Source organism: Endozoicomonas sp. 2B-B, assembly GCF_053470045.1.
Map to the genome: position 1 here is coordinate 2813536 of NZ_JBLZMU010000001.1, position 26403 is coordinate 2839938.

The 26403-nt window shown below is 49.0% G+C and carries 27 protein-coding genes; 21 read left to right on the forward strand and 6 right to left on the reverse strand.

Annotated features, from left to right (window positions below; translation table 11 throughout):
* Nucleotides 1–64: 64 nt before the first annotated feature.
* Nucleotides 65–1111 (reverse strand): porin, encoded by a 1047-nt coding sequence (locus ACOMHB_RS11180; protein ID WP_448216672.1) that lies wholly within the window; start codon nt 1109–1111, stop codon nt 65–67.
* 506 nt (nt 1112–1617) lie between these two features.
* Here ACOMHB_RS11180 and ACOMHB_RS11185 point away from each other — a divergent pair.
* Complete coding sequence (locus tag ACOMHB_RS11185; protein WP_448216673.1) at nt 1618–2289, forward strand: LysR family transcriptional regulator; 672 nt, start codon at nt 1618–1620, stop codon at nt 2287–2289.
* Between the two features lie 270 nt (nt 2290–2559).
* Here ACOMHB_RS11185 and ccoM read toward each other — a convergent pair whose 3' ends face one another.
* Complete coding sequence (gene ccoM, locus ACOMHB_RS11190) at nt 2560–2676, reverse strand: cytochrome c oxidase subunit CcoM (protein WP_422133346.1); 117 nt, start codon at nt 2674–2676, stop codon at nt 2560–2562.
* A 99-nt stretch (nt 2677–2775) separates the two neighbouring features.
* Nucleotides 2776–3360 carry a Maf family protein gene (locus ACOMHB_RS11195; protein WP_422133347.1) on the reverse strand — a complete coding sequence of 195 codons (585 nt, stop codon included), beginning with the start codon at nt 3358–3360 and terminating at the stop codon, nt 2776–2778.
* A gap of 253 nt (nt 3361–3613) precedes the next feature.
* On the opposite strand from ACOMHB_RS11195, the gene ACOMHB_RS11200 reads away from it, so the two are divergent.
* The 3 genes from ACOMHB_RS11200 (at nt 3614) to plsX (ending at nt 5478) form a co-directional block, all read left to right on the forward strand.
* A complete protein-coding gene (locus tag ACOMHB_RS11200; protein ID WP_422133348.1) occupies nt 3614–4177 on the forward strand; it encodes a YceD family protein in 564 nt (187 codons plus the stop codon).
* 3 nt (nt 4178–4180) lie between these two features.
* Nucleotides 4181–4360, forward strand: a complete 180-nt coding sequence (gene rpmF / locus ACOMHB_RS11205) for a 50S ribosomal protein L32 (protein ID WP_422133349.1) — start codon at nt 4181–4183, stop codon at nt 4358–4360.
* Between the two features lie 71 nt (nt 4361–4431).
* Entirely contained in the window at nt 4432–5478 is a 1047-nt protein-coding gene (plsX, locus tag ACOMHB_RS11210) for a phosphate acyltransferase PlsX (RefSeq protein WP_422137726.1), read from the forward strand.
* Between the two features lie 76 nt (nt 5479–5554).
* Here the strand turns inward: plsX and ACOMHB_RS11215 are convergent, their stop codons facing one another.
* A complete protein-coding gene (locus ACOMHB_RS11215; protein WP_448216674.1) occupies nt 5555–6400 on the reverse strand; it encodes an MIP/aquaporin family protein in 846 nt (281 codons plus the stop codon).
* Between the two features lie 422 nt (nt 6401–6822).
* On the opposite strand from ACOMHB_RS11215, the gene fabD reads away from it, so the two are divergent.
* From fabD to ACOMHB_RS11255, 8 genes are all read left to right on the forward strand, one after another.
* Nucleotides 6823–7755: an ACP S-malonyltransferase gene (fabD, locus tag ACOMHB_RS11220; protein WP_422133352.1), complete on the forward strand. Its 933-nt coding sequence runs from the start codon at nt 6823–6825 to the stop codon at nt 7753–7755.
* Between the two features lie 170 nt (nt 7756–7925).
* Complete coding sequence (gene fabG, locus ACOMHB_RS11225) at nt 7926–8672, forward strand: 3-oxoacyl-ACP reductase FabG (protein WP_422137727.1); 747 nt, start codon at nt 7926–7928, stop codon at nt 8670–8672.
* A gap of 182 nt (nt 8673–8854) precedes the next feature.
* A complete protein-coding gene (acpP, locus tag ACOMHB_RS11230; RefSeq protein ID WP_034842413.1) occupies nt 8855–9088 on the forward strand; it encodes an acyl carrier protein in 234 nt (77 codons plus the stop codon).
* A 421-nt stretch (nt 9089–9509) separates the two neighbouring features.
* Nucleotides 9510–10763 carry a beta-ketoacyl-ACP synthase II gene (gene fabF / locus ACOMHB_RS11235; RefSeq protein ID WP_422133354.1) on the forward strand — a complete coding sequence of 418 codons (1254 nt, stop codon included), beginning with the start codon at nt 9510–9512 and terminating at the stop codon, nt 10761–10763.
* A 5-nt stretch (nt 10764–10768) separates the two neighbouring features.
* Complete coding sequence (gene pabC / locus ACOMHB_RS11240; RefSeq protein WP_448216675.1) at nt 10769–11602, forward strand: aminodeoxychorismate lyase; 834 nt, start codon at nt 10769–10771, stop codon at nt 11600–11602.
* Nucleotides 11595–12641, forward strand: coding sequence for an endolytic transglycosylase MltG (gene mltG, locus ACOMHB_RS11245; protein WP_448216676.1), 1047 nt, complete (start codon nt 11595–11597; stop codon nt 12639–12641). Before pabC ends, mltG begins: the two co-directional genes overlap by 8 nt.
* Nucleotides 12641–13282, forward strand: coding sequence for a dTMP kinase (gene tmk, locus ACOMHB_RS11250; RefSeq protein ID WP_448216677.1), 642 nt, complete (start codon nt 12641–12643; stop codon nt 13280–13282). The genes mltG and tmk overlap by 1 nt, the downstream gene beginning before the upstream one ends.
* Nucleotides 13282–14271, forward strand: coding sequence for a DNA polymerase III subunit delta' (locus tag ACOMHB_RS11255; protein WP_448216678.1), 990 nt, complete (start codon nt 13282–13284; stop codon nt 14269–14271). The genes tmk and ACOMHB_RS11255 overlap by 1 nt, the downstream gene beginning before the upstream one ends.
* A gap of 141 nt (nt 14272–14412) precedes the next feature.
* Here ACOMHB_RS11255 and ACOMHB_RS11260 read toward each other — a convergent pair whose 3' ends face one another.
* Nucleotides 14413–16167: an Ntn hydrolase family protein gene (locus tag ACOMHB_RS11260; protein WP_448216679.1), complete on the reverse strand. Its 1755-nt coding sequence runs from the start codon at nt 16165–16167 to the stop codon at nt 14413–14415.
* 448 nt (nt 16168–16615) lie between these two features.
* On the opposite strand from ACOMHB_RS11260, the gene ACOMHB_RS11265 reads away from it, so the two are divergent.
* The 9 genes from ACOMHB_RS11265 to ACOMHB_RS11305 all read left to right on the forward strand — a co-directional run bounded on the left by ACOMHB_RS11265 (nt 16616) and on the right by ACOMHB_RS11305 (nt 24913).
* The gene (locus ACOMHB_RS11265; RefSeq protein WP_422137097.1) at nt 16616–16960 is read left to right on the forward strand and encodes a PilZ domain-containing protein; all 345 of its coding nucleotides are present in this window, start codon (nt 16616–16618) and stop codon (nt 16958–16960) included.
* A gap of 289 nt (nt 16961–17249) precedes the next feature.
* Complete coding sequence (locus ACOMHB_RS11270; protein WP_448216680.1) at nt 17250–18032, forward strand: TatD family hydrolase; 783 nt, start codon at nt 17250–17252, stop codon at nt 18030–18032.
* Between the two features lie 600 nt (nt 18033–18632).
* Nucleotides 18633–19967, forward strand: a complete 1335-nt coding sequence (locus tag ACOMHB_RS11275) for a Na(+)-translocating NADH-quinone reductase subunit A (RefSeq protein WP_448216681.1) — start codon at nt 18633–18635, stop codon at nt 19965–19967.
* Nucleotides 19968–19970: 3 nt separating this feature from the next.
* Nucleotides 19971–21170, forward strand: coding sequence for an NADH:ubiquinone reductase (Na(+)-transporting) subunit B (locus tag ACOMHB_RS11280; RefSeq protein WP_422133362.1), 1200 nt, complete (start codon nt 19971–19973; stop codon nt 21168–21170).
* Nucleotides 21170–21958: a Na(+)-translocating NADH-quinone reductase subunit C gene (locus ACOMHB_RS11285; protein WP_422137733.1), complete on the forward strand. Its 789-nt coding sequence runs from the start codon at nt 21170–21172 to the stop codon at nt 21956–21958. The genes ACOMHB_RS11280 and ACOMHB_RS11285 overlap by 1 nt, the downstream gene beginning before the upstream one ends.
* Nucleotides 21958–22623 (forward strand): NADH:ubiquinone reductase (Na(+)-transporting) subunit D, encoded by a 666-nt coding sequence (locus ACOMHB_RS11290; RefSeq protein WP_422133364.1) that lies wholly within the window; start codon nt 21958–21960, stop codon nt 22621–22623. The genes ACOMHB_RS11285 and ACOMHB_RS11290 overlap by 1 nt, the downstream gene beginning before the upstream one ends.
* 3 nt (nt 22624–22626) lie before the next feature.
* A complete protein-coding gene (gene nqrE / locus ACOMHB_RS11295) occupies nt 22627–23223 on the forward strand; it encodes an NADH:ubiquinone reductase (Na(+)-transporting) subunit E (protein ID WP_317141965.1) in 597 nt (198 codons plus the stop codon).
* Nucleotides 23224–23238: 15 nt separating this feature from the next.
* Complete coding sequence (gene nqrF / locus ACOMHB_RS11300) at nt 23239–24465, forward strand: NADH:ubiquinone reductase (Na(+)-transporting) subunit F (RefSeq protein WP_422133365.1); 1227 nt, start codon at nt 23239–23241, stop codon at nt 24463–24465.
* Between the two features lie 298 nt (nt 24466–24763).
* On the forward strand, nt 24764–24913 hold the full coding sequence (locus ACOMHB_RS11305) for a hypothetical protein (RefSeq protein ID WP_448216682.1): 150 nt from the start codon (nt 24764–24766) through the stop codon (nt 24911–24913).
* 5 nt (nt 24914–24918) lie between these two features.
* Here the strand turns inward: ACOMHB_RS11305 and ACOMHB_RS11310 are convergent, their stop codons facing one another.
* Entirely contained in the window at nt 24919–25899 is a 981-nt protein-coding gene (locus ACOMHB_RS11310; RefSeq protein ID WP_448216683.1) for a trypsin-like serine protease, read from the reverse strand.
* Nucleotides 25900–26403 lie beyond the last annotated feature (504 nt).

Genomic DNA, 26403 nt, shown 5'->3' on the forward strand with positions numbered 1-26403 from the left:
ATGGATTTCTGTAAAAAAAAGCCAGCGATTTGCTGGCCTTTTTCGTGCTGTGCCTGATGGGCAATTAGAAGTAGTAACGCGCCTGCAGAGACAGGGTGTTGTCACCCTCCTTCTTGCCAAGATTATTTTTGCTGTCGTCGATGGCGTATTCAACGGCAAACTGCATTGGGCCAGTTTCATAAATGGCGCCAATCATGGTTTCTTTCAGAGTTTCCTTAAACTGGTCATCGTTTGCTGAACTGTTGTCTTTCAGCTCATTATAACCTGCTTCCAGAGAGAAACCCTGCAGAACATTGTTCATAGCCAGTCGACCATAAAGTTCAATACCCTTGGACTTGGCGTCGGCGTAGACGTCGTCGTTGCCATTCAGTTGAGTTTTATTTGTCAGCTCGCCGTACATGGCAGCCAGGTACAGTCTTTCGTTTTCAAATTTCAGACCGGCAGTGGCAGACTTGGACTTTTCCTGGTCTTTATACTTGGTTTCAGAGTAAGTGGCACCCAGAGAGAGGCCCATGGCCAGATCATAGCTGGCAGAGATGCCGTAACCAGAATCACGCTGGGCATCTGATACCGTGTGATCTTCCATTTGGTATTGAAGGCCGATGTTCAGACCACCGAAGCTGTTGCGGTACTGGATAACATCATCGGCTCGGGCAGTACCGTCGAAGTCGCCGCCTTTGCGACCGTCATAGATACCCAGAGCGCTACCACCACCGATGGCATACATGTCTGTCCAGCCGGAAACGTCATAAGTTACGCTCCAGTTTTTACCGGCAGCGAATGCACCCATTTCTTCATGGCTCAGGCCAACATAGCCCAGACGGTTAAAGAAAGTGTCTTTCTTCTCACCATTTTCGTATTCATCTTGAGCGCGGAAGCCCCACTCTGCAACACCCTGGCCGGTCCATCCACTGTCAAACTTGTGCGCGAATTTAAAATTAATACGAGCGCTGTCGTTGTTCAGGGTGTTATCGCCATTCTTATTCTTGGCAACAACACCAACACGGCCACCAATACTCAGGCTGCTTGTGCCGTCGTCAAAAACGTTCACTGCCATTGCTGGACCTGCCACTGCGGTGGCTACTGCTGCGGCCAGAATCTTTTTGTGCATGGTTACGTATCCCAACTGATTGTGTGTTTAATGTTGAGCCAAGATTGTTATGTAGTTGTACTAACGGGTCACGTTGAAAGCATCAATGGTTATATCGAAATCGCGAATGTGTTAGTTGGCCGCTTACCGTGTAAATTACTTATTGGTCAGTTCAATGGGCTGAGTGATTTCTTTCACTGGCTGAGAGGAGTCGGGGTGGGTAATCTAATCCTCATGAATCGTCTACTCCGGTTCATGTGTTGTGTGTATTTGCCGGCATCAACCCAGAGTCATTGATGCCGGCTTTTTTGTTTTCAGGGTTTATTGTCTTTAAAGTGTTTCCGGCATAATCGGATTGGTGAAAGGGTTTTGTCTTCTCCTCTTTATTGCAAGAGGCTAAAACAAAGTGCTTTCATAGAGCGTAAAAACAGTTTGTTTCAGTGGATCGAATGAGTTGTCCGTCAGGCTGCCAGGCAACCTTTTTTGCGATATGGGCATTTCAATGTCTAACAGAGAGAGTTGTACTCATGGCCAGTAATCGGCTGAAAATGAGTTTGCTGCCCGCTTTACAGGCAATTCTGGATACCGGAAGTGTAACCCGCGCAGCAGATCAGATGCATGTGACCCAATCCACTATGAGCAGGACTTTGTCACAGCTGCGAGAAGCCTTGAATGACCCCATTCTGGTCAGGGAAGGGAATCATATTTTTCTTTCCGAAAAAGCGCGTCAGATTCAGCCGTTGGTTTCAAAACTGATGGCAGACTCTGAGACGCTGTTTGAGAATCAGAGCTTTGACCCTGCAACCAGTGAACATCATTTCCGGATAGGGACAAGTTCGGTTGTTCTTGATAATTTTCTCATTCAGGCTTTGATTGAGCTTAAGCAGGTTGCGCCTGGTATCAGCAGTTCGGTGTCGCTGCCGAATGAGGAAACAATTTACTCAATGGAGTCGGGCGAGTTGGATCTCGGGGCCATTGTTGCTTTTCCTGATACCACTGAGAATCTCTGCAAAGAAGTGATTACCTCAGCGTCGTTTAATGTTCTGATGCGCAAGGGGCATCCGATGAGTGGTCGGGACACACTCGATCTGACCGAGATGGACCAGTATCCTTTTGTTGTAACCCAGGCGGTGATTGCCGCCAGTCCGTATATTAATGGATTGCGTGAACAGTATGCCTTTTTCAGAACCCATGGCTGAAGCTGCCAAGCTTCGAAGCTGCCTTGAAGGCGATTCGATCCAATGACGCATTTACCATTGTCACCAATGTAGAGTACCTGGCAATGGACCTGTTTGAGGATTATGTCCTCCTCCCTATTTTGTCAGATTCTCCACCCCTGACATTTGAACTGGTGTGGCCAGAGCATTGGCAGTTTAACCAGGCGCATCAGTGGATGAGAAGCTTTCTGTTAAGTAAATTCCAGGAATTTTTCAAACCGGTCGAAGGACTTTGAGCTGGTGAACCAGGGCTTATTTGCCCCGGTTTTTACGGTTATCGTTGATAATGAAGCCCGCTACTGCACAACCAAAAATAAGTGTGGCTGCAACCACCAATAATCCTGCGACCACGACCGTGTCCATATACATAATTGATTCTCCTGAGTTTTTGTTTTCCACAGGATAGAGCGGGGAATGGCGCAGGGTATTGATCCGGGTCAACTTTTTTCTTGATTGTTAAATTCTTAACTAATGACTAAGCAGAGGATTGATGCCTTCGTTGATCAGCATGTGGTTTAGTTGAATCAGGGGTAACCCAATCAGGCTGTTTGGGTCATTCCCCTCCATTCTGGAAAAAAGGCTGATGCCCAGTCCTTCACACTTAAAGCTGCCTGCGCAATCCAGTGGTTTTTCCTTCTTTATATAGTTCTCAACTTCGACCCTTTTCAGAGTTCTGAAATGAACGGTGTAAGGCACTACAGCAAGCTGGTATCGGTCAGTTTGGGTGTTGAGTAGGCAAAGGCTGGTGTAGAAGGTCACTGACTGGCCGTTGCACTTCAGCAGTTGCTCTATGGCTTGCTGTTCGGTTCCGGGCTTTCCAAGAGTGATATTGTTGAGTTGTGCTGCCTGGTCTGAAGCGATAATCAGATGCTCGGGATAGTGAGCTTTGAGCGTATCGGCTTTTTTCCTGGCAAGTCGTTGGGTCAGCATTTCTGCGGATTCGCCTGCAACGGGTGTTTCATCAATATCAGGTGAATGACATTCAAACGCGAGGTCAAGCCTTGCCAATAAGGATTTTCGATAGGGAGAGCTGGAAGCCAGAATGATTTTCATAAATTTTGGTTGTTCAGGTTGGAAAAGCTTTCATTGATAGAGGTTTTTGGCAGTCATTCCAAACGTTAAGGGATAACTACCCGGAAGGCCAGAATAAGACGTGACAGGGGCGGAAATTACCTATTGTTTTTGTTGCTCTGGAGTCTGCTGGCCCCATGTCTGAGCCTTAAACAGTCTAAAGCGGTTAAACCCTTTGACAGAGACTTTTCTTGCCCCTATTATTGCGCGCTTATGACAACCAACCCGTGAGCTCATGGCTATCGGACAATTACCCAAAACCTTTGATCCGCGTAAATTCGCGCGTCAAGGCAGGCAGTTTCAAGGTTCGCTGGCGCTGAGTCAATTCGACCGGCTGGTAAGCAGTCTGGTTGATGACAGAGGCGAAGTCCAGGTTGACCTTCGCTTTTCATTGAGCGAAAACAACCGGGTTGTGCTGGAGGGGCATGTTGAGGCGGAACTGAGCATGATCTGCCAGCGCTGTCTGGATGTGGCCAAGCTATCGGTGCGAGCTGATCTCCATTTGATGGGGGTACTGACCGACGAGCAGGCCAAAGCCCTGCCGGAAGACTTTGAACCGTTAATGTACGGTGATGAGCCGGTAGAATTATTGCCTATTCTCGAGGAAGAGCTGATTCTGGCACTTCCGCTGGTGGCCTATCATCCGCCTGAAGACTGTTCAGCTCAGCAATATTACACCACTGAGTCTGAAGAAGAGGCTCAGGCTGCTGCCATTGAGGCAGATAAAGAACGCAGGAGCAGTAACCCTTTCAGCGTTCTGGCCAAATTGAAAAAAGATACTACGACCCAGGAGAGTTGACACATGGCTGTTCAGCAAAACCGTAAAACCCGTTCCAAACGTAATATGCGCCGTTCCCACGACAGTCTGACTTCTGCTCAGCTGTCTGTAGAAGCAGCTTCCGGCGAAACTCATCGTCGTCACCATGTTTCTGCTGAAGGTTTCTACCGTGGCAAGAAAGTGGTTGAAAGCAGCGAAGATTAAGCCCCAGGCTGTGTTTGCCCAAAGGAGTGATACAGTGACTGTTTCGCTGTCTTTCAAAGGCATGAGATAAAATGACATCAGGTGCAAACGAAGATAGAACAATAACGGTTGCGCTTGATGTAATGAGCGGGGACGATAGTCCCCGTTCTCGTATCCAGGCGGCTGTCAGGTCGCTCAAGCATTATTCTTCTCTCCATCTTCTGCTTGTCGGCGATCGACAGCTCATGGAAGATTATATTTCCGATATCGAATTTTCTGATCAATCACGTTATACCCTGATTCATGCCAATAAAACGGTAGCCATGCATGACAGGCCTTCGCTGGCACTTCGTGGAAAAAAAGATTCCTCTATGTGGAAGGTGCTTGAGACAGTCTCAAAAGGTGAGGCGCAAGCCTGTGTAAGTGCAGGCAATACCGGAGCGCTGATGGCTATGGGGCGTTATGTGCTTAAAACCTTTGCTGGTATTGATCGTCCGGCAATAGCGGCCAGTGTGCCTACCTCTAATGGCAGTGCTCTGCTAATGGATATGGGCGCAAACGTTGACTGCACTTCCATGCATCTCTACCAGTTTGCCATTATGGGGGCTCAGTTAGCCTCGTCAGTTTATGGTGTGGAGTCTCCGAAAGTAGCTTTGCTGAATATTGGTTCTGAGGAAATGAAGGGGAACGAGCAGGTCAGGCTGGCTCACCATCTGTTGCTGGAAAAGCTTGAGGTACAGCAGGGGCTGGATTATATCGGTTTTGTTGAAGGGCATGATATTTTCAGTGGCCGGGCTGACGTGATTGTCTGTGATGGTTTTGTCGGTAATGTTGCCCTTAAAACCGGAGAGGGAGTTGCGAACCTGGTGCGTGATGGCCTGAGGGCTATTTTTCAGCGCTCTCTGTTAAACCGATGTCTTTATTTTTTAATATCACCTCTGCTGAAGGAATTTAATCGCAAGGTTGACCCAGTGTTGCATAATGGTGCCAGTTTGCTCGGTTTGCAGGGGGTTGTCATCAAAAGTCACGGTGGGGCCGATGAAGAGGGTTTCTATCGAGCGATTCTTCAGGCAGTAAAAGAAGCACAAAATGATGTTCCGGCAAGGATTGCCCGAGAGGTTGAAGAGCGGTTGCTCTGAGAGAGCCTGTTTGTCTGGCTACCCTTTTCGCTTGCTCAGCCTCCCGGAGCTGCTGGCAGACACAGTCAGAGGATTGTTATTTGTCAGGGGCTGCTGCTTTGTTGCTTTTGCCACGTTCTTCAGCTGGTGCTTTGTTCATCAGTGGTTCAATAATCCCCGTGAAACACAAGGCGGCCATGATTCCTCCGGTAATTGGGCCCAAAACATACACCGTCAAAAAGCCATAATGGTTATCGGGAAACGCCGCGCTCGCCCAGCCGGACATTGAGGCTAACAGACGAGGGGATAAATCTCTGGCCGGGTTGAGTCCTGCCTGGGTCAGTGGCGCAATAATTGAGATAATGGCGGCAACGGTTAAACCGATAAATAGCGGGGCCAGAGCCTGATCCGGCCGCCCTGTGTTGCAGGTTTCGGTAAGGGCGAGAATCATAAATACCAGAGTGAATGTGCCTGTACACTCGGCAAAAAAAGCATTGGTAGTGGAAACAGAGGCTGTTTCTCCGGCCATCGGGTTGGGGTAGTAGTCACCGAATATCATTGCACTGGCTATGGATGACTCGGAACCGCGGACAATGTCATGGGCTAATTCATATTGCACGATTGAACTGGAGAAAAGCAGGTAAAGCAGGGCGGCTGCCGCAAATGCTCCGGCAAACTGGGCAATCAGATAGCAGGGTAGCAAGGTCAATGGCATTCGACGACTGATCACCATAGCAATACTCACTGCCGGATTGAGATGCGCGCAGGAAAGACGTCGGGTGGCGTAAATCGCCAGCATCACTGCCAGTCCCCAGACCATGGCCACCTGAAAGAGTCCGGCATGGGCAGAAAATAGCACCGTGACGGCCACTGAGCCGCAGCCAAATAACACAAGGATAAACGTGCCTATAAATTCTCCGGCAAAGCCTTTTAGATAGTTCATTTGAGTCATTCTCCTGATTTGAAGTCTGGTCATCCGGTGCGCAGGCGGGGAGATAAACTGTTTCTGAAGCAATTTACAGAATGTTATGATCCCGGTGGTGAGTTCCTCCGGGGTGTTATCGCTTCTCCCGGGTGTCTCGGCAGGTCTGCAAGGGGCAGGAAAAAAGGTAGTTCACAGGCTTGTTTCTCGCAACTGGTCTCTGCTCGTCCGCTTTGTTGCAGGCTATCGGCAAACATAGACATTGAGCTTAAAAGTCATGGATTAATTTCATAGCGTGCATGGCTGTTTCAGAAGTAAACATAAATTTACCAACCTGAGGTTCGACTTTTTCTATAATTGTCAGGATTTTCAGGAAGAACTGAATCGCCGGGAAGGGCGTGCTTCTTTCAAAGGTTGGCTATATCAGGATTAGACCCAAAGCAATGACGGATTTACTTGCATTTGTTTTTCCGGGGCAGGGATCCCAGTCGGTGGGCATGCTTGCTGACCATATCGACGACCCTGTTGTCGTGCAAACATTCACTGAGGCTGCTGGAGTGCTCGGGTTTGATGTGCTGAGGCTGATCAGTGAGGGGCCTGCAGAGGAACTCAACAAAACGGAGAATACCCAGCCAGCACTGCTCACTGCGAGTGTAGCTTTGTGGCGTCTCTGGCTTGAGAAGGGCGGTGAGCAGCCTGTCTTTATGGCGGGTCACAGTCTGGGGGAGTACTCGGCACTGGTCTGTTCGGGGGTAATGAAGTTTGCCGATGCCGTTCGGGTTGTTCGTCAACGTGGTCTCTTTATGCAAGAGGCCGTTCCGACCGGTACGGGCGCCATGGCTGCCATCCTCGGACTTGAAGATCAGCAGGTGATTTCACTCTGTCAGAATGCTGCCCGGGGAAGTGTGGTCGAAGCGGTTAACTTTAATTCTCCGGGCCAGGTGGTTATTGCCGGTGAAAAAGAAGCAGTGGCCCGTGCAGTTGATCTGGCTAAGGAGGTGGGTGCCAGAAAGGCAATGCCTTTGCCAGTGAGCGTGCCCTCTCACTGCGCACTGATGAAGCCAGCGGCACAGAAGCTGGCTGTTGAGCTGGAGCTTGTTGAGTTGAGCCAACCTTCAATCGCTGTGATTCAGAATGTCACTGCAGAGCCTTGTTCAGAGCCGGATAAAATGCGTGAAAACCTGGTCAGGCAGCTCTATAGTCCTGTTCGTTGGGTGGAGACGATTCAGTATCTGAATGGAGCGGGAGTGGCTCGGTTTGTTGAGTGTGGTGCTGGCAAGGTGCTTGCTGGGCTTAACAAGCGGATTCTGCGCAGGTCACCTGTACTGACTCTTGAATCGGCATCCTCTTTCGATGATTTGCCAGGTCATTCTTGATTGTCATTTTCAGGTATGCGGTATCTGGCAGTTTGTCGGACTTGCATTACATTCAAGTCTGCAGGGCTGACTGGTACGCACTTCTGTGACTGATAGCTATAAGCGAAAAAACGTGCTTATTTTAGGCGCTTGGAAGAAGTAGTTTCGCACTAGAACAACAGGATATAACTATGTCGAACCTTGAAGGCAAGGTGGCTCTGGTTACCGGCGCCAGTCGCGGAATTGGCAAGGCCATTGCCTTTGATCTGGGCCAGCAGGGGGCTGTAGTGGTAGGTACCGCTACTTCCGGCCCGGGTGCTGCAAGAATCACTGAAATGCTGCAGGCTGAGGGAATAAAGGGCTGCGGTATGGTCTTGAATGTCTCTGAGACTGGAAGCTGTACTGAAGTGGTAAAAGCAGTGACATCCGAATTTGGTGCCCCGCAAATTCTGGTTAATAATGCTGGCATTACTCGTGACAATATCCTGATGAGAATGAAGGATGATGAGTGGGACGATGTCGTCAATACTAACCTGAGCTCCATATACAGAATGAGTAAGGCGGTATTGAGAGGCATGACCAAAGCCCGTTGGGGTCGTATCATCAACATCAGTTCCGTGGTAGGTTCCATGGGCAATCAGGGGCAATCCAACTATGCGGCGGCCAAGGCCGGAATAGAAGGCTTCAGTCGCTCTCTGGCCAGAGAAATTGGCTCTCGCCAGATCTCTGTGAATACAGTAGCTCCGGGCTTTATTGATACCGATATGACCCGTGAGTTGCCGGAAGAGCAAAGAACCTTTTTGCAGTCCCAGGTGCCTATGGCTCGCCTTGGGCAGCCCGAAGAAATTTCCGGTGTGGTGGCTTTTCTGGCCAGTGACGCAGCCGGTTACATTACCGGAGAAACCATTCACGTGAATGGTGGGATGTACATGGGCTAGTGTTTGGTGTTACTTGCACTTGACTCGTGTCAAAAACCCCTCCGATAAAGATGAAATTTTCGGTAATATAACAGGCCTGTCCTTGAAATTACCGCAAGCGTTTATATATAGTAATTGACCGCAGACAGGGTGGCTTTGAATCACCCTACTGCACCCGAATATCCATAGGAGCACAACCAGGTATGAGTACCATTGAAGAGCGCGTCAAAAAGATCGTTTGCGAACAGCTTGGCGTAAAAGCAGAGGAAGTCACCAACAGTGCGTCATTCGTAGAGGACCTCGGCGCGGACTCTCTGGACACTGTTGAGCTGGTAATGGCTCTGGAAGAAGAGTTTGAAACTGAGATTCCGGACGAGGAAGCTGAAAAGATCACTACGGTTCAGGAAGCCATTGATTACGTTGTTGCTCATTCCTGATTCTGTCCGGGTTGCATGCGAGTAAATGTGTCCTGAAAAAGCCGTACGCAATAAAATGCGTGCGGCTTTTGTGTTTTTACAGTGAGTAACCTGACTGGGATATAATGCCAATCGAACTTTCTAACTCCCTATTGCGCTGAAGATTTGAGCCTTAATCCTGCGTTGACGATCGTAGCCTTGTCTTGAGGCAAAAATCTCCGTGCTTATCACGGGAGTTAGAAAGCACGATTGGTATAAGCTACTCACACAAAGATAATGTCATCATTTTTACATAATCATTTAGCATGATTTTTTGTAAACCTGTGGCCTTAACTGGTTTATGACTCATGAAAGGGCTGAGCTCGATGATTAATTGTCAGCGCCCCCAATGCCCGGGTATAAAAAAAGAAAGTCAGAAGATCTGATGCAGGAGTGAATTGTTTTGTCGCACAGAAGGGTAGTGGTAACAGGGCTTGGAGCTTTATCTCCGGTAGGTCTGGGTGTTGATCAGAGCTGGCAGTCAGTGTTGGCTGGTCGCAGTGGTATTCATACCATCGATCATCTGGATACTGAGAAATTCAGCGTCAGTATCTGTGGTACAGTAAAAGGCTTTCGAGCAGGTGATCACTTCAACCCTAAAGATGCCCGAAAAATGGATGTCTTTATTCAGTACGCACTGGCGGCTTCTGTTGAAGCGATGAAAGATGCAGGGCTTGATGGCAGTGATTTGCTGAAAGGCGATAATGTTGGTCGCTATGGTGTTGTCATTGGTTCCGGTATTGGTGGTATCACTTCTATTGAACAGAGCTATGATACGCTTCAGAAGTCTGGCCCTCGTCGTATATCTCCCTTCTTCATACCAGCGGCTATTATCAATATGGCGGCGGGCTGGTTGTCCATGCACTACAACTTGCAAGGACCTAATTTTTCCACCTCCACTGCCTGTGCAACGGGTAGTCATGCCCTTGCTCTGGCTGCCAGAACCATTGCCTACGGTGATGCTGACATTATGGTCTCCGGCGGTGCTGAGAAAGCCTCTTCAGCACTGGGGATGGCTGGTTTTGCGGCGGCCAGAGCCCTGTCTACCAGGAATGACCAGCCTGAAGCGGCCAGCCGCCCATGGGATAAGGATCGCGATGGCTTTGTGCTGGGTGATGGTGCTGGTGTTGTGGTGTTGGAAGAATACGAACATGCTGTACGACGTGGAGCCACTATTTATGCTGAGCTCAGTGGCGTAGGAATGAGTGGTGATGCTTACCACATGACATCACCACCTGAAGATGGTCGTGGAGCCGCCAGGGCCATGCAATCAGCATTGGATGATGCCGGCCTCAAGGCAGAACAGGTGGCCTATATTAATGCCCATGGTACCTCCACGCCTGCCGGTGATATCGCTGAAACCAGGGCAGTGCACACTGTTTTTGGTCAGGCTGCCAGGCAGGTTGCCGTCAGCTCCACCAAATCCATGACCGGTCATTTGCTGGGGGCGGCCGGTTCGTTGGAGGCCGTGTTTGCAGTGAAATCGCTGCAGGATAATATGGCACCTCCCACGATTAATCTGGAAAATCCGGGTGAAGGTTGTGATCTGGATTATGTGCCCGGAAAAGCCAGATCCATTGAGATGGAGCATGTGCTCACCAACTCCTTTGGGTTCGGGGGTACTAATGTGACTCTGGCTTTCTCGAAACTGGGTTAAAAACTTTGGATAATCATCATCCTGTCAGCTGGGTCAATGGAGAGCCAGCTTCTGAAGTATTGGTCAGCGACAGAGGTCTGGCTTATGGAGATGGTCTTTTTGAGACCATCCGGGTTCAGGCCGGGGTCCCCACTCTTTTTGATCTTCATTGTAAAAGGCTCTGTTACGGTATTGCTGTGCTGGGTATTCCTTTTGATCTGGAAGCGTTTAAAAATGAAGTCAGAGGCTTTCTGCAAAAGCAGAATCTGAAGGAAGGAGTGCTCAAAGCGATAGTGACCCGTGGTTCTGGCGGTCGTGGGTACAACCCGGAGGGTTGTGACCGTCCCAGTCGGATTCTCTCCTTTCATCCATTTCCGGTCTATCCTGACGACCCCGCCATCACAGGTGTCAGATTGCATCAATGTAAAATCAGGCTCGGTGATAATGTCTTTGCAGGAATTAAACACCTTAATCGTCTTGAGAACGTCATGGCTCGCTCTGAATGGCAGGGTACCGAATGCCTGGAAGGTTTATTGCTGGGTATGGACGACAGGCTTATAGAAGGAACCATGAGCAATTTATTCCTGGTATCGGGTAAAACCTTGAGGACGCCCGCTCTCGACAAATCAGGTGTCAAAGGGGTTTGCAGGGATCTGATTCTGGAGCAGGCCTGTCAATGGGGTTTTCAAGCAGAGGTGGGGGATTATCGCCTGCAAGATCTTGCAAAGGCCGATGAAGTATTCGTTTGTAACAGCGTTAATGGAGTCTGGCCGGTGATCGCCTGCGGACATTTACACTGGTCAGTAGGCAGTGTGACCCGGACATTCAGAGACAAGGTTCAGGAAGTTTTGAATGCTTAAGAAGTTGTTGTTTGTTGTGGTAGGTCTCTGTCTTGCAGGGTTGCTGACAGCCGTCGTGTTTTGGGAGGCGTTGGGTTGGTACGGTGATCAACATGTGATGGTGCCCGACGGTAATGATAACCTGGAGTTTACTATTTCTCAGGGCGAGTCCATGACTGCTGTAGCAGACAGTCTGGCTGAGTTGGGCTGGCTTCAACACCCGAAAATCTTTGTACTGCTGGCTCGAATAGAGAAGGCTGCCGCCGGGATTCACGCCGGGGATTATCTGATTCCGGCTGGCATTAGTCACAGGGAGTTGCTGAAGATTTTTACTTCTGGCCAGGTGCGCTACTACAACGTGACACTGGTTGAAGGTCATACGCTGGAAGAGGTCGTGACTGCCTTGAATCAACACGAAAAACTATCCTCACCTATGGACGACAAGGCGTTGCAATCACTTTACAAAAGTCTGGCAATAGAATTGAACCCGGAAGGTCTGTTTTTTCCTGATACTTATTTCTTCCAGTCCGGTGCTTCTGTTGAATCCATACTCAGGCGAGCATATAACCGGATGGATTCAGTACTCGGCGAAGAATGGGGAAAACGTGCCGAAGGACTCCCTTACAAAAATCCTTACGAGGCACTGATTATGGCTTCTTTGGTGGAAAAAGAGACGGGTGTCGTTTATGAGCGAGGTGAAATAGCAGGTGTTTTTGTCAGGCGTTTGCAAAAAGGTATGAGGCTGCAAACTGATCCCACCGTGATTTATGGCCTGGGGGATAGCTATAAAGGAAACATTAGTCGTCAAATGCTTCGCAGAGCCACTCCATACAACACTTATTTGATAAAAGGATTACCTCCGTCGCCTATTGCCATGGCCGGTCGGGAAGCGATTCATGCTGCTTTGCATCCGAAAGATGGCAAAACACTCTATTTTGTCGCCAAGGGTGACGGTACTCACTATTTTTCGAAAACTCTGGCAGAGCATAATCGTGCTGTCAGAAAGTATCAGATCGAACAGCGTCGAGAGGATTACCGATCGACTGTGGAGACTCAATAATGGCTAATGCTCCCTCCGGTTTTTTCCTGACGATTGAAGGTGGCGAAGGTGCGGGTAAAACGACGGCGGTTGATTTTATCAAGAGCTGGATGACTAAGCATCAGCTGGCATTTACTGAAACCCGTGAGCCCGGCGGTACCCTGGTAGCTGAAGAGCTTCGCTCGCTTTTGCTGGGGCATCATGGCGAACCCTTGTCTGATATGACTGAATTGCTGATGATGTTTGCCGCTCGCTCGCAAAATATGTTTCATAATATTTTGCCCGGGCTGGAAGCGGGAAAAATCGTACTCTGTGATCGCTTTACCGATGCCACCTATGCCTATCAGGGGGGCGGTCGTGGTCTGAATACGCAACCGGTTGAGATGTTGGAGAACCTGGTGCAGGGCTCCCTGCGTCCGGACATGACCATTCTGCTAGATGTTGATCCTGAAACCGGTATGGCCAGAGCCAAAGGACGAGGCGGCAGGCTGGATCGGATTGAGCAAGAAAAAATGGACTTTTTTATCCGGGTTCGTAATGCCTATCTGGAAAGGGCAAAGCAGTCTCCGGGGCGGTTTGAAGTGATTGCTGCCGGACAGTCTCTTGAAAGTGTTCAACAACAGTTGCTGGAAGTGCTTGAGAGAAGACTGGGAGGTCGATAATGAAAGACTGGAGTATTTTTCCCTGGCAAAACGCTCAGTGGGAGCAGATGGTTCACTGTCAGCAGTCGGACAACCTGGCCCATGCCTATTTGTTAAGAGGTCTGCCAGGTACCGGAAAGCTCCAGTTTGCCAAAGCATTAGCGGCTTATCTGTTGTGTATGAATCCTCAGGCGACAGGGGCTTGTGGTCACTGCAAGGAGTGTGAGCTACTGAAGGCCGGCACGCATCCTGATTTTACAGTGCTGGAGCCTGATGATCCCGGTCGACCTATCCGGATTGACAGTATTCGAAAGTTGAACGAGTTTGCCCATAAAACAGCTCAGCAGGGGGGGCGCAGGGTGATTATCCTGAGTCCGGCAGAGGCGATGAATGTCAATGCGGCCAACGCGCTGCTCAAGTGTCTCGAAGAGCCGGGAGAAGATACCATTTTCCTGCTGGTCAGTGCTCGCTCCGGCGATATGTTGCCCACCATACGCAGTCGTTGCCAGCAATTAAACTTTGCGACTCCCAAAAGATCAGAAGCGGAGCAATGGTTAGCTTTGCAGCTGGAAGACTCAAGTCTGGTATCGCAATTGTTGGATCTCACCGCTAACTCGCCTTTGGAGGCCAAACGATTTGCCGATCAGGGACTCCTTGAAAAAAGAGAAGCCCTGGCTGATGGCATAAAAGGACTTTTCAAGGGAAAGCTAACCCCTGTTGAATTGGCAAAAAACTGGCAGTCAGCAGATTTGACTCTTACGATCAGCTGGATCATTGGTTGGCTCGATGATGCCGTTAAGCTGGGTTTAAACGGCGACCCTTCAGACCTTCGAAATCGCGACCAGTTGAAAATGCTCGAGTATCTGGCTCGAAAAAGCGATGCCAAAGCACTTCTGCAGGAGAGGGAGTGGTTGATGTCGCAAAGACAGTCACTACTCGAAGGGGGGAATCTTAACCCGCAGATATTAATGGAAGGTGTCTTCTGTCGCTGTCTTGAGTGGGTGTTGTAAATGATGTCGAATGAACAATGTCAGTTTTTCATCAGACAGACTGCAAGTTCAGGATTAGAGCCCTACAAACGCCCTCTTAACCTTACGTCCTCCCAAAAAGTGGCGGCAGGAAAATAAAAACGCATCGTCGCATCCGGGTAATCAGTTCGCTGCTGATTTTTGCTCATCACGGGGGCGCTTCTTCTTGGCGGCCTCCTCTTCACGCTCCTTGTTCAGAGTAGTCACCAGCTGCTCAAGCTCGGTGTCATCCAACCACCTGGAGGAGTGATCACGTTCAAGGACTAACAGCTCAACGTTGCGAGCACCAGAGTCGGCAACCTCCAGCAGGCCCTTCAGGGCGAATTTAATCGTTTCATCGCGGCTCATGTCATCCCTGTATTCTTTCTCCAAAAGCTCCAACACAGCCTTACTCTTCTGTCCGACAGAGCAGGCCTTCCAGCTGGCGCAGACACCGGCGGGCTCAGTCTGCCAGAGCTGAGGGGTACCATCCATGTTGAAGCCACCAATGACACAGGCAACACCGAAAGGGCGACAACCTGCAGAGTGAGTAGCTTTCTGCTGGATTTCAGCAATATGACGGGCTATGCAGTTGATATCCATAGCGTCCTCGTAGGACAAACGGTAGCTCTGGCACTCCAGCTGAGCCTTCCGGATCAGAATACGGGCGTCAGCAGACAGACCAGCGAAGGCCAGATGAGCGTGCTCATCAAGCCTGACGATTTTACCGATAGTGTGGCTCTCCAGCAGCTGCAACGACTTCTTTCTCACAGCCAGGACGACGGTATCGGCAGACTTTACTCCGACCACGCAGAGACCAAGACCGACAGCCTCTCCAGCGTACTCCACTTGTAACAGACGACCGTCTCCGGAGAACATACGACCGTCTCCAGAGGACAGACCACCACCAGCAGCCGTATTTTTCTGTGGGTTGATCCGTATTTGCCTGCCATGCCTTTCGTTAGAGGCTGTGTCGGGTTCCGAGGGGCGTTCTGAATGATCAGGATGGAAAGGCTTCTTGCGAATGCAGCGGTTCCATTCATGCCAACCACCACCCGCTGGCAGCGATGGGCCGAAAATCTCCGGATACAATGACTCAAGAAAGTTCTGGCTGAACTGACTGAACCGCAAGCAGGCCTCAATCCTGCTGATAAATAACAGCTTGCCGTTGTCCTGGATGATGTATGACGGTTGCCCATTACTGTCCTGAATATAAAAAGCGGTGCCATGGGTGAATGCGAGAAATCTTAATAGCGGGTCATCGAATAATGAGTCCAGTGTCAGTTTATTAGCCCATCTGAAGACAGATCTGACACTGCCGGTGTCACTCTGAACAGATTCAGCCGCAATGAATTGCGGCCAGTTTTCCCCGGCAATATCGCTGACTCTCGCCGCAGCAGCAAACTCAGAAGGCGCAAGAATCAGCGATTCTTCTTGATCAAACCTCAGCCAGATTTCATCCTGAAATAAAACCGGAATACCGGATTCAACATAACGGATTGACAGAGGCAAGGGGCTACGAAGGAGACAGATTAACGGGTTTTCGACTGCGTCAAGGTCATTGTTTTCAGAGCTATCAAAACCACTGCCTGCAGCCAGAGTGACTGGTAATTTTATCTGAGCGTATTGTGGAGAAACGACAGAAAGCTTTTTATCAAAAGGACATGAGCTACTTCCGACATGCTGAGCAGGCTGTGGTGGCGTATTCAGGTCAGGCAAATGGTGTTTTGTTTCGGGAATAGTCCGGTAAACAGTGGCCATAAGAGGCAAAAGCGAACTTAATGACATCTGCCCGGAGATGCTATTGACGGCCACTGCCAGCTGAATCGTTGCCAGTTGCACCATAAAACAGGACGAAAGAAATTTGCAAACAGCAAGTGCGTAATATGTTTTTTTCATATCACTCTGGTATCCGTCATACACTATCCTGTTCAGGCTTCAATCACCGAACATGAAAATTACAGTCAAAGAACTTTCCGCAATGCCAGCCAGGTGCTTTTCCGTCCGAACAGTTGTTCAGAGATGAATGCGTTCAGTCCATAACGAATTCGATGCCAGATAGCAGGATAGACTATCAGACAGAGGGTCATTATCGACTCATGACCATCACCCTCACGATGCAGTGATGATGTCCTGCATCGGCAATGCTCCTGAAAGCTCCCAAGTCATCACTGACGGTGCGACAGGAAGTGTCGACCAGATCTTTTTGTGCGCACAAATCGGAGTTTTTCTTGTGAAAATAGTCTCTGTCAACTCATCGATGGACGGGTTACACTGACTGAAAGATAAGCTCAAATTCAGTCTGGGCTATGGGAAAAAGAAGAATCACAATAACAGGAGAAGAATGATGAACCGTGCAAAGGGTGGTATGTCAGGCATTTTGTCATTGACGATCAAAGACTCCTCTTCTCTCTATTCATCCTATATGCCTTTTATAACGGGTGGTGGGTTATTTATTCCGACTTCAAAGCGTTACTCACTGGGAGATGAGGTTTTTATTCGTCTGACTCTGATGGATGAAGCGGATAAATTACCTGTTCCCGGCAAAGTGGTCTGGATCACACCCCAGGGCTCTGCCCGAATGGCCGGGATAGGTGTTCAGTTTACTGACGCAACAGACACGGTCAGAACTAAAATAGAAATGTATTTGGCGGGGGCGCTCAAGTCCGATCGCGAAACCAGTACCATGTAGAGCTTTGACCTCAGGCAGTTTCTCTGCCTGAGGTTGTAATTACCGGGACAGGTATTCATTCACCGTTATAAACTTCCTCATCCAGATCATCCTCCCATTCCGCTATCATCACTGCAGCATGAATACTGATCCAGTTGACGGCCCTGCAGGGTTGTCGCCCAGAACAGCATGATATACAGAACAAAGGTTTGAGCTCAATTCTGCACGGCAGTTGAGGAAAGGAGAGGGCGCATAAGGTATCATGACCGATCATCTTATCTGAATACCATTGAATTTATTGCGACTGAATATGTTGATTGATTCACATTGCCATCTCGACCGTCTCAAGCTCGACAGCTACGACGGTGATCTGGAAGCAGCACTCAATGCGGCAAGGCAGGCGGGGGTTGAAAGAATACTTTGCGTGGGGATTGATCTTGAGCATGCAGATGCTGTGGTTGGTCTGGCTGACAAATATCAGGATGTGTATGCCTCGGTTGGAATACACCCTCTCGAAAAAGAGGCCGCCGAGCCGGATCTGCAAACCCTGTTGCATTATGCGGCACACCCAAAAGTGATTGCACTGGGTGAGAGTGGTCTTGATTATTATTACTCGGCTGACAATAAAGAAAAGCAGCAGGAACGGTTCAGAATTCATTTGCAGGCAGCTCAGCGGTCACAACTTCCAATGATTGTCCATACCAGAGACGCAAGAGAGGATACCCTTAAGTTGATACGCCAGCATGGCGATCTGGAAAAAGCAGGAGTGCTGCACTGCTTTACAGAGAGCTGGGAGATGGCGAAAGAGGCGATGGAGTTGAACTACTTCATCTCTATTTCCGGCATCGTAACCTTCAGGAATGCGACTGAATTAAGAGAGGTCGTCAAGAAGGTGCCTCTGGATCGGCTGCTGATTGAAACCGACTCCCCTTACCTGGCACCCGTTCCTCATCGAGGCAAACCCAATGAGCCTCGCTATCTGCCTGATGTTGCAAAATGTGTGGCAGAGTTAAAAGGTATCTCACCAGAAAAGCTGGCTGAAGTCACTTCTGAAAATTTTTTCCGGTTGTTCCCCAAAGCGGCTTCTGACTGAAGAGAGGGTTGGTTGTAAATGCAGGCATCCAATCAATTAGCCGACTCTCCAGATTGTCGGTAACGATCAATGAGTGGATATTCACTGAGTCGATCTCCACTATCAAGATAATGGTGACTTCTTTCTACATTAAGGGATTCCACGATCATTCGCCTATGGCATATCCAGAAGACTGTCTTTATAATTGCGCAACCATTTTTTTTCAATGGTGAGCCGCTGCGGCCACATAACGATGAATTGATGTGCGATTTTACTTGAGTCTCAGACAGAAGCCTTTCGGACTTATGCTTTCAAGCATGAAGCCGACACGCTCTTCGACAGCATGAGGCTTGGGGATGTTAATCGTCATTTTGCTTGGATCAGAATACTGCCAAACAGGGTTCATTCTACCGGGGTGCGTTCTTCAGGGAGCCTGCAGGACGGACTCAGGTCTGACTGACACCCTTCTGTGTATCTGATTGAAGTAGAGATCATAGCTTGAATTCTGACTTTCCGGTTGGAGAAAAGCTGTGTATTCGGGTTTGTTCTGGTCAGTTGTCGGTTATCACTGGAGAGGCGGGTTTATTCCGGACCTGAAAATTGATTGATTAGGCGAAAGGTATGATCAAAATCAAACAGGGGCTGGATCTTCCGATTACAGGGGTGCCTGATCAAAGCATATCCGATGGCCGAGCAGTTCGCTCTGTCGCCGTGATTGGCTCTGATTATGTAGGTATGAAACCTACAATGGCCGTCGCTGTCGGAGATCGAGTTAAAAAAGGGCAAGAGCTCTTTACTGATAAGAAAACACCGGGTGTGCGCTACACTGCGCCTGCCGGCGGTGTGGTTGCTGCGATTAATCGTGGTGAAAAGCGGTTACTACAATCCGTTGTTATTGATGTCGATGGTGACGATGAAGTCTCGTTTACTGAGCACAAGCCAGAAGCACTGTCAGCTTTGACTGCTGATCAGGTAGAAGCACAACTGAATGAATCCGGATTGTGGACTGCCCTTCGCACCCGACCCTTCAGTAAAGTGCCAGCCTTGGGTTCTCGCCCGGTTTCCATTTTTGTTACTGCCATCGATACCAATCCTCTCTCAGCTAACCCGGAAGTCATTATCAGTGAGCATGCTGAAGCGTTTGAACAGGGCATCAATATCCTCGGCAAACTCAGCGGTGGCAAAATCTTCCTGTGTAAAGCACCCGGTGCTCGTATTCCGGCCGGTATTGCGACTGCTGAAGAGTTTGATGGGCCTCATCCGGCTGGACAGCCCAGTACCCATATTCACTTTCTGGATCCGGTGAGTGCTGAAAAGACCGTTTGGCAGATTAACTACCAGGACGTTATTGCCGTTGGCAAACTGTTCACCACTGGTAAACTCTTTACTGATCGTGTTGTAGCTCTGGCAGGTCCTCAGGTTGAGAAGCCTCGTCTGATGCGGACCCGACTGGGTGCCAGCACTGATGAGCTGTCTGCAGGTGAACTGAAAGAGGGTGATAACCGTATTATCTCTGGTTCTGTGTTTGGTGGCCGTACTGCTAAAGGCTCCTTTGCATTCCTGGGTCGTTATCACACACAGGTTTCCGTTCTGGAAGAAGGCAATGAGCGTTTGTTCATGGGGTGGATAAACCCTACTGTGAACCGTTACTCTGTGCTGAATGTTCTGACTTCCGGCTTGAGCAGAAGCAAGCTGTTCAACTTTACAACCACCACCAACGGCAGTGAACGTGCCATGGTACCAGTGGGACAGTATGAAAAAGTCATGCCTCTGGATATCCTGGCGACACAATTGCTGCGTGCGATTGTGGTTGGCGATACGGAAATGGCCCAGAAACTGGGCGCCCTGGAACTGGAAGAAGACGATCTGGCACTGTGTACATACGTGTGTGCCGGCAAGTATGAATACGGTCCCATCCTGCGCGACAACCTGACCCGTATCGAGCTGGAGGGCTGAGAAATGGCTTTGAGAAAACTCCTTAACTCCCTCGAGCCCCACTTTGTCAAAGGTGGCAAGCACGAGAAGTGGTATGCACTGTATGAGGCAGTAGACACTCTGCTCTATACAGCTCCTAACAAGACCCATAACACCGCTCACGTTCGCGATGCGATCGACCTGAAGCGTATGATGGGCATGGTTTGGCTCTGCACCTTCCCGGCCATGTTCTTTGGTATGTGGAATGTTGGCTTCCAGGCCAACACGGCTATTGCTGGTGGTCTGGCTGCTCCTGCTGACTGGCACGGTGCCCTGATCAGCCTGCTGGCGGGTCATGATCCGGCAAGTCTGTGGGATAACTTCATCTATGGTGCTGTTTATTTCCTGCCTATTTATGCCGTGACATTCCTGGTCGGCGGTTTCTGGGAAGTACTGTTCGCTATCGTTCGTGGTCACGAAGTCAACGAAGGTTTCTTTGTCACTTCTGTCCTGTTCGCCCTGATTGTTCCCCCCAGTATTCCGCTTTGGCAGGTAGCCCTGGGTATTTCCTTCGGTGTTGTAATCGGTAAGGAAGTGTTTGGTGGTACCGGCAAGAACTTCCTTAACCCGGCGCTGACGGGTCGTGCGTTCCTGTTCTTCGCTTACCCTGCACAGATTTCCGGTGACCTGGTCTGGACTGCTGTAGACGGTTTCTCCGGTGCGACTGCCCTGAGTCTGGCGCAGCAGGGAGGTATAGATCAGGTAGTCTCCAATGGCATTACCTGGTTTGACGCTTTCCTGGGTACCATCCAGGGTTCTGTCGGTGAGACCTCTACTCTGGCAATTTTCATTGGTGGTGCTGTGTTGCTGGCGACACGTATTGCTTCCTGGAGAATCGTCGCCGGTACCATGCTGGGTATGATTGCAACGGCAACCCTGTTTAACATGATTGGTTCCGAAACCAACATGATGTTCAGTACTCCATGGTACTGGCACCTGGTTATGGGTGGTTTTGCTTTCGGTCTGATCTTTATGACAACCGACCCTGTATCCGCTTCCATGACCAATACCGGTCGCTGGTATTACGGTATTCTGATTGGCATCATGGTCATCCTGATCCGTACCGTTAACCCGGCTTACCCAGAGGGTATGATGTTGGCCATTCTGTTCGCCAACCTGTTTGCGCCGCTGATTGACCACTTCGTGGTTGAAGCCAACATCAAGCGTAGGGAGGCTCGTGCCTGATGGGTAACGATAGTATCAAGAAGACGTTATTTGTAACGATTCTGCTCTCTCTGGTGTGCTCCGTTGTGGTATCTGCTGCAGCTGTTTTCCTGAAGCCGCAGCAGACCCAGAATGTTGAGCTCGACGTTCAGCGCAACATTCTGAGTATTTCTGGTCTCACCAAAGATGCCAAGGCGCTGAGCAACAGCGAAGTGGCCGAACTTTACAAACAGGTTCAGCCGCGACTGGTTGACCTCAAAACAGGCAAGTTCGTTGAGGAAACACCTGAAGGTCAAACCGCTGATAACTACGACCAGCGTGTTGCAGCCAAGATTCCTGATGAGTCCCGTGCCCTGAGTGGTGCTGAAGATATTGCCAGCATCAAGCGTCAGGCTGACATTGCCAAGGTCTATATCGTTGAGAAAAATGGCAAGCTGGAAACCATCATTCTGCCCGTACACGGCTACGGACTCTGGTCTACCATGTATGGCTTTATGGCTCTGGATAGCGACCTGAACACCGTTAAGGGATTCGGTTTCTACGACCAGAAGGAAACTCCGGGACTGGGTGGCGAAGTAGACAACCCACTTTGGAAGGACAAATGGCCTGGCAAGAAGATCTACGACAATAAAGGTGTAGTGGAAGCAGGCCTGGTAAAAGGCGGTGCGGATCCCAGGTCTCCTTACAAGGTCGACGGTCTTTCCGGCGCCACTCTGACCAGTAACGGTGTAACCAATCTGATTCATTTCTGGATGGGTAAAGATGGCTTCAAACCGTTCCTTACTAATTTGAAAGCGGGGGATGCATAATGTCTGAGAAGACTAAGGATATCCTGCTGGAACCGGTCGTTAACAACAACCCCATAACCCTGCAGATCCTCGGTATCTGCTCGGCACTGGCGGTGACCACCAGCATGCAGGTCAGCCTGGTAATGGCCATGGCGGTAATCGGTGTTACCGCCTGTTCCAACCTGGCGGTATCTCTGATTCGTAACCACATTCCCAACAGCATTCGTATCATCTGTCAGATGACCGTAATTGCTTCCCTGGTAATCGTGGTAGATCAGATTCTGAAAGCTTACGCTTACGATATCTCCAAGCAGCTGTCTGTGTTTGTAGGTCTGATCATTACCAACTGTATCGTGATGGGGCGTGCTGAGGCCTTCGCTATGAAGAACGGTCCCAGGCTGTCGTTCCTGGACGGTATTGGCAACGGTCTGGGTTACGGTGCGGTGCTGCTGATTGTGGCATTCTTCCGTGAACTGTTCGGTGCCGGCAACCTGTTCGGTGTTGAAATCCTCAAGACTGTTAACAACGGTGGCTGGTACCAGCCTAACGGCCTGATGCTGCTGGCTCCAAGCGCGTTCTTCCTGATCGGTCTGCTGATCTGGGTGATTCGCAGTCGCAAGCCGGATCAGGTTGAAGACAACGAGTTCAAAATGGCTCCTAACACCAAGTTCAGCGAGGCCCACTAAGCCATGGAACATTTCATCTCACTTTTTGTGAAAGCAGTGTTCGTGGAAAACATGGCATTGGCTTTCTTCCTGGGTATGTGTACCTTCCTGGCGGTGTCCAAGCAGGTGAAAACAGCTCTGGGTCTGGGAGTTGCTGTAGTGGCCGTATTGACCATTACTGTACCCATTAACAATCTGATTTATCAGAATATCCTGAAAGATGGGGCGCTGGCACCCGGTATCGATCTGAGCTTCCTGGGTCTGATCACCTACATCGGTGTTATCGCCGCTCTGGTCCAGATTCTGGAAATGTTCCTGGACAAGTTTGTACCGTCACTTTATAACGCGCTGGGTGTATTCCTGCCGCTGATTACCGTGAACTGCGCTATTATGGGAGCTTCCCTGTTCATGGTTGAGCGTGACTATAATCTTGGCGAGTCTGCGGTATATGGGCTGGGAGCTGGCGTTGGCTGGGCTCTGGCAATCGCCGCCCTGGCCGGTATCCGTGAAAAGCTGAAGTACAGTGACGTGCCTTCGGGCCTGCGTGGCCTGGGCATCACCTTCATAACTGTTGGTCTGATGTCACTGGGCTTCCTGTCATTCTCTGGCGTACAGCTGTAAGGAGGTCGTGTAAATATGGATTCTACTATCGTATTGGGCGTAGTCATGTTTACCGTTATCGTGCTGACGCTCGTAGCGGTCATTCTGGCAGCTCGCTCGCGGCTGGTCAGCACCGGTGATGTGACCATCAACATCAACGAAGACCCCGATAAGGCCGTCACCACGGTGGCCGGTGGCAAGCTTCTGACGACTCTGTCAGGTGCGGGCGTCTTCCTGCCATCTGCCTGTGGTGGTGGTGGTACCTGTGCACAGTGCAAGTGTAAAGTACTCGATGGTGGCGGCGAGATGTTGCCCACCGAACGTTCTCACTTCACCAAGCGTGAAGAGAAGGAAGGCTGGCGCCTGTCCTGTCAGGTGAACGTCAAGCAGGACATGGAAATCGAAGTTGAAGAAGAACTCTTCGGTGTTAAGAAGTGGGAGTGTGAAGTTGTTTCCAACGAGAACGTTGCCACCTTCATCAAAGAGCTGGTTCTGAAACTGCCAGAGGGAGAAGACGTTAACTTCCGCGCCGGTGGTTATGTGCAGCTGGAAGCGCCTGCGCACACGGTTGAGTACAAGAACTTCGATATTCAGGATGAGTACCGTGGCGACTGGGACAAGTTTGACCAGTGGAAGTACGTTTCCAAGGTGGATGAAGAGACCATCCGTGCCTACTCCATGGCTAACTACCCTGAAGAGAAAGGTATCCTCAAATTCAATATCCGTATCGCTTCACCGCCTCCGGGTACTGACTTTGAGCCGGGCAAGATGTCTTCTTACGTCTTTAACCTGAAGCCAGGTGATAAGATGACTGTTTATGGACCCTTCGGTGAATTCTTCGCGAAAGACACCAACAACGAAATGGTCTTTGTCGGCGGTGGTGCAGGTATGGCGCCTATGCGTTCTCATATCTTCGATCAGCTGAAGCGTCTGTCTTCTACCCGCAAGATCTCTTTCTGGTACGGTGCCCGCTCCCTGCGTGAAGCATTCTACGTAGACGAGTTCGACAAGCTGGCAAAAGATAACCCTAACTTCACCTGGCATTTAGCTCTGTCTGATCCTCAGCCAGAAGACAATTGGGAAGGTTACACCGGCTTTATTCACCAGGTGCTGTTTGACAACTACCTGAAGCAACACGCTGCACCTGAAGACTGTGAGTTCTATATGTGTGGACCTCCCATGATGAATGCTGCGGTAATCAAGATGCTTGAAGATCAGGGCGTTGAACCTGAAAACATCATGCTGGACGACTTTGGTGGTTAATCACTTCGGTGGTTAATCCAGCAGTCTGATGCAGATGTTTATTCGTGAGCGCTCAGTTGTTCTCGATACAAAAAACCGGTGATACTCTCAGAGTTCACCGGTTTTTTTGTTGGATTTATCATTGAACCAATATCCGACGGTTAACTTCAGAAACTTTTTGCCCATGACTATTTTCATGTTGCCCTCTATATTTTGATCTCTGCTACGCCACTCCTTTTACCATTGAAGAAGAGTAATTACGTTGAGTTTAAAGTCCAGGCACCAATCTACGACAGAGCTAGATCACCTTCGAGACATCTTGACAGACGTGATTAGCTCATTAGGTGAAGCAAATAGCAATATTAAAAAGCTCGAGATTAAGGTTGATGAACGCTTTGACAAAATTGATAAACATTTTGACAAAACCGAAGACACTCTCTCCATTAGCGTGAATTACCTCAAGAGATAATCACGTCACTCAGCAAAAAAAATAATAGCTATTGGTATAATCAATGTGTAAATTCGACTAGCAGAAGTAATGGAGGTAGTTGAAGTGGCTGAAGCAGTTGAAGCAGTTGAAGCAGTTGAAGCAGTTGAAGCAGTTGAAGCAGTTGAGGTAGTTGAAGCAGTTGAGGTAGTTGAAGTAGCTGGAGCAGTTGAAGTAACTAAATCAGTCCACTCAGAATCATTTGATGTCAATGCATCATAAAAGTATGTTTGATTAGCTGATGAATTAAGGTAAATGTTTTTGGTTATAAAATCAGCGTTAGTGAATATTGGCGTGTAGATTATCGGGCTTCCATTGTAATTAGACCCGGTTGAATGTATACCAATTAGATATTCAGTATTATTAAACTTATAAAATAGCGGTGAGCCTGAATCTCCATCTTTTCCATCCCCTGGATAGTTTAAGATATATCTAAGATCCTTATGTTGGCACATCCGCCGTGTTAGCCATGATAAGCTCACTTTTTTAAGTACTGAGGTTCCCTGGTAGCCTGCTGCAAAAGGGGTTCTTATAGAACTGGCTAGATTTGAACAATTATATATTGAAAAATCAAGAAGGGGATGGTTGTCAAGAATGACATTTTCTGAAAGCTCCATAATTGCAATATCTGTTTTTGGGATTTCAAGATTCGGATGAAGAATGAATCTTTTAACTTTAATTCTTTTTTTGCTATCCATGTTTTTGAGATCGACATATGAATCTAATGCTTCTTTTTCAGAAAGGAAACAGTGAGCAGCACTTAAAACATGTCTTTGAGTGATCAAAAATGCGGTACACCTTATTATACAACAGGGATCAAAAATATTATTTAGCTGTACAATCCAGGGAAGCTGCCCTATGGGAACTACTTCTGCTGGATCAGTGTACCTTTCCACCCTGTCTCTTGCCAACAACTGCATTGGGTAACATAAGATAAAAAATGTGAACACAAGTTTCAGCAAATTCATGTACTTACCTTCGAATTATGAAAATCGAAGACATAAGGCTAGAACACATTACCAGCGCGAGCCATATAACATCGACTTGTAGGTTGAGGCAGAGTAGGTGCTGATGACATTTTCGCCCATGAGTTATGTCGATGCTCAGTTCTATCAGGCATTATCTTCAAAAACTGTGGCGGTGGCCCACAGTTGACCTATAAATTTCATAACCTGTCGGGCTTCTCGCTCTGCTATTTTTCGACTGAAGGATTTTGCCCTCCTATTTATTTTTTTATGGATCTGACGACTAAATGCTGATAAGACGGGAAAAGACTTAACAGGAAGTCGAGTTTTATTCGTAGGCAGAGTGGAGAAAGATGTTTCGGCAATCCGTAAATAGTTAGCATATAAACCTATTATTTCTCTGTTGAAAACTAGTTAATATGTTAATGCTAAGATTGTTTATTTCAGGCAGTGGCACTGCCATTGCCTGGGTGAAGCATTATTAAGATAGATAGAGGGGACCTCTTC